This is a genomic window from Methylobacterium sp. GC_Met_3 (genome assembly GCF_026540775.1).
In the GTDB taxonomy this organism is placed as follows: Bacteria; Pseudomonadota; Alphaproteobacteria; order Rhizobiales; family Beijerinckiaceae; genus Methylobacterium.
Genome location: NZ_JALNUL010000126.1, coordinates 1 through 3243 on the forward strand (window position 1 = coordinate 1; position 3243 = coordinate 3243).

General features: G+C 57.9%; 2 protein-coding genes and 2 pseudogenes. 3 read left to right on the forward strand and 1 reads right to left on the reverse strand.

The annotated features are described in order from the left end of the window. Together OXS27_RS31915 and OXS27_RS31920 are read left to right on the forward strand one after the other, a co-directional pair. A partial coding sequence (locus OXS27_RS31915) for a helix-turn-helix transcriptional regulator (protein WP_267361666.1) occupies positions 1–281 on the forward strand: 281 nt, incomplete at its 5' end. A 106-nt stretch (positions 282–387) separates the two neighbouring features. Further along, positions 388–510: pseudogene (locus OXS27_RS31920) on the forward strand (IS5/IS1182 family transposase); the annotation flags it as partial. A gap of 9 nt (positions 511–519) precedes the next feature. Here OXS27_RS31920 and OXS27_RS31925 read toward each other — a convergent pair. Beyond that, positions 520–651 (reverse strand): annotated as a pseudogene (locus OXS27_RS31925) (IS3 family transposase); the annotation flags it as partial. 678 nt (positions 652–1329) lie between these two features. Between OXS27_RS31925 and OXS27_RS31930 the strand changes: the two are divergent. Continuing rightward, positions 1330–1860, forward strand: coding sequence for a GAF domain-containing protein (locus OXS27_RS31930; RefSeq protein WP_346733037.1), 531 nt, complete (start codon positions 1330–1332; stop codon positions 1858–1860). Positions 1861–3243 lie beyond the last annotated feature (1383 nt).

Sequence of the window (3243 nt, forward strand, 5' to 3'; positions counted from 1 at the left end):
TCCAGCAGGTTCAAAAGTATGAGAAGGGGGTTAACCGCATCGGTTGCAGTCGGCTTCAAGCCATAGCTGACACGTTGCAGGTCCCTGTCGACGCCTTCTTCGATGGCCGGCTTGGGTCAGATGGGGGTAAAACTGTCGCTTCGACGTTTTACGATGATCCGAAGCTGACGAAATTAGTCCTGGCCTTCAAGAGCATTTCTGATGAGGGCATGCGCGACAACGCTCTATCGATCGTGAAAGCAATTGCTGCTCTCCGACCATCACAAGGGCCTCAAACATAGAGCGCTTCCTACAGAAAGCTGGTCCCCAAATGCACCTTAGTTTCCGGACCCATAACGGTGGCGCGGACGGCTCAGGTGTAATTCACGGCTCCCGCGGGTGGGGCTGATGGACCAGTTCTGGCTGACAGACAAGCAGTTCGCGATGATCACACCGCATATACTGAACGACACGCGGGGCAAGGAGCACGTGGACGATCGGCGCGTCATCAGCGGCATCGTCCACGTGCTCAGCCTCCGCGACCCAGTTCTGGATGGTCTGGCGCGCGGGTTCGAACTCGCGAGCGAGGTCAGTCGGATCGCGGCCGGCACGGACCAGCTCGACCATCTGGCGGCGGAGTTAAACGAGGTATGCAGGACGGGTCTTGGGCATCAGGAAAGAGCGTTGAGCAACATCACGGCGACCTCGTGATATCTTCACATTTGGAGATCGCCCGTGCCTAGCGGCCGGATCCGGCGCCGACCGCTTCAATACTAACTCAAACTCCGCCGATGAGTCGCTTCATGGCGGTCCACCCCATCAAACCGATGAGGTGGCCGGCTGGAGGCTTTCACAAGTGATTCGGGGCTACGATGAATAGGCAGGCACATGCCACGGTCAAGCCAAGCGAAGCAGTGCAACTGAGATCTATGACCCGCTTCATGCCAACGTCTGCTTCAAAGATGCAGGCTGACATCGCCCAATGGCCGAGATGGGCGCGAAGCCGAATGTCCGGTCCTGCGCGTGTCGGCAATAACGCGTGACGTAGTCTGGCCGTAAGCTGCCTGTCCGCTTCGGAGACTAACTGCCAAGAAAGCGGCCGATCTCTTGGCGATCCAACCCAGCCGCCCAGACTACCGCCGAAGTTTCGCCAATAGCCGCCATTCGGGATCGTCGGCGTGGGGTGGGAAGCACCCTTTGGCCGGTCTCCAGGAAGCAGCGGCGTGCACGCCTGCTCACAAATGGTTGCTTAATGCCCCCTGACGCGAGCAGCCGCGTAGCCAAAGCGAAGTCGATCGGTCAAAAGAGGGGCCGGGCGCCCAGGGGCCTGCCGTCTTGCGTGTGCCCGTGATGCAGAACGACTTGCTCAGCAGCTTCATCACGCACCCAGAGCGTCTGACCGCACTCGACCGCTACCGCATCCTAGACACAGCCCCCGAGGAGGGCTTCGACGACATCGTGCGACTGGCCACGCGCTTGTGCGCCGTCCCTGTCGCCCTCGTCAGTCTGGTCACTGCCGACAGGCAATGGTTCAAGGCCCGCGTTGGCTTCCCCCATTGCGAAACCGACCTCGACCGTTCTGTCTGCAAGTTCGCATTGCCCGAGCCCGACCTTCTGATCATCCCGAACCTGACGCGCGACTTCCGCACGGTAGCCAACCCCTTGGTGACGGGGGAGCCGGGTATCCGCTTCTACGCGGGCGCGCCGCTGCGCATGACGGACGGATCGGTGCTCGGCTCGCTATGCGTGATCGACACTGTCCCGCGCCTTGATGGTCTAACGCCCGAGCAGGCCGAAGACCTACGTGCTCTTGGCCGTCTGGTTTGCAGACTGTTGGATCTTCGCCAGATTGAGACGAGCAACGGCCAATCGTTCTTCTGATCGAGGCAAGCCGATACTAGCGATGGTGCTGTTCGACCGATTTCGGCTGACCGCTTAGAGGCATCGCTGTTCTGAAGCGGACCGTCTGGAAACCACCCTGCAGCAGCACTGCTTCCGACCCAACCCAGCCGCCGTAAGCGCTGTTGGCGCTTCTCCAAAGCAGCCGTTCGTCACGTTTCGGTAACTTCGGTTTGGGGCGGAAACCGGACCTCGACGCTTAGCCTCGAAGCGACCTTCGCGGGTGTGAAGCTCAACGACGGGGTCAATTTATGACAGTTTAGGATCCCTTGATCCGGGGTCTCGGTTCGCCAATTTCAGTCAAACCCAAAAATATTGCAAGACTAATTAGCTCGTCGAGGGTCAGATGCGCGTTAACTCCAATTTCAACTGCGACAATTCCTTCGAGCGGTAAGGTCGTCAATTTGCTGACAGCCGCCTGTGTCAGAGCCAGCCGCTCGCGTGCTAGTTGAGCATGGAGGTGCAGGTTGCTACTCAAGAGATGTTTAGTCTGATCCATGCCGCCTCGAGAAAGCTGACTCGGTCGGAATTAATGACCGAACGACTATAGGCAGATTCTTCTAAATATTTTAGAGTATAAAAGCTGCACCAGTAGGCAAATATCTCTACCGGTATTCGGTGCATTAATTCAAATTCACCGAGTTTCTGGGGTCGCTCAACCCGGAGCGGCTGTGCATAAGTCGCCCAGCTATTTCCGCTTTTGGTCGTAGGCGATACCGGCGACGATGTCTGCTTCAGCGGGTGAACGGCCTGAAAGCAGACTGGCGAGAAGCCACTCAACTCAGAGGTCGTCATCTGGCCAACGGAACCAAGCAGCTCAGTACCGTCGGCTCGCCCTACCATCGTCACGCGACCGACGATGCACTAACTTCAAACCCGGGCCACCAAATGGGGGCAGGCCACCGACGCAGCACCAATCCTGCTGCAAATCCAAGAAGCACTGGCTTCAAGGCGGACATATTCTGCTGTGAAGCTTGGCAAGCAATTGATGCATCATGAGCGCCGAGCGCTTGTAAGTTGAGAGAGTTCGAATGTGGCTTAGGTTAAGCGCTTTGCCGCCTTCATAGCTACTGTGGCTGAGTTGAAAAGCTCTTTGATGTCGTGCTGTAATCTGCTTCGCGTTGACGGCCGGCCCGCGGCCATGCGGCGTATGACCTATGTGGCGAACCAAGCGCAATTTTGAAGAAAGCAGCGGGCATAGGGCCGAATCCCTTGAGCAAGGTGTTCGGCCCTATGCCATTCGGCGGAAACCTTACGCAACGCGCACCTCACTCTTCCTGCCATAAGCACAGCGGCCCACTCGGGCTCAGGCTAGCTCTGCAGCATGAATGGTTTGGCGATGGCCTATTCGTCCTCGGTGATTAG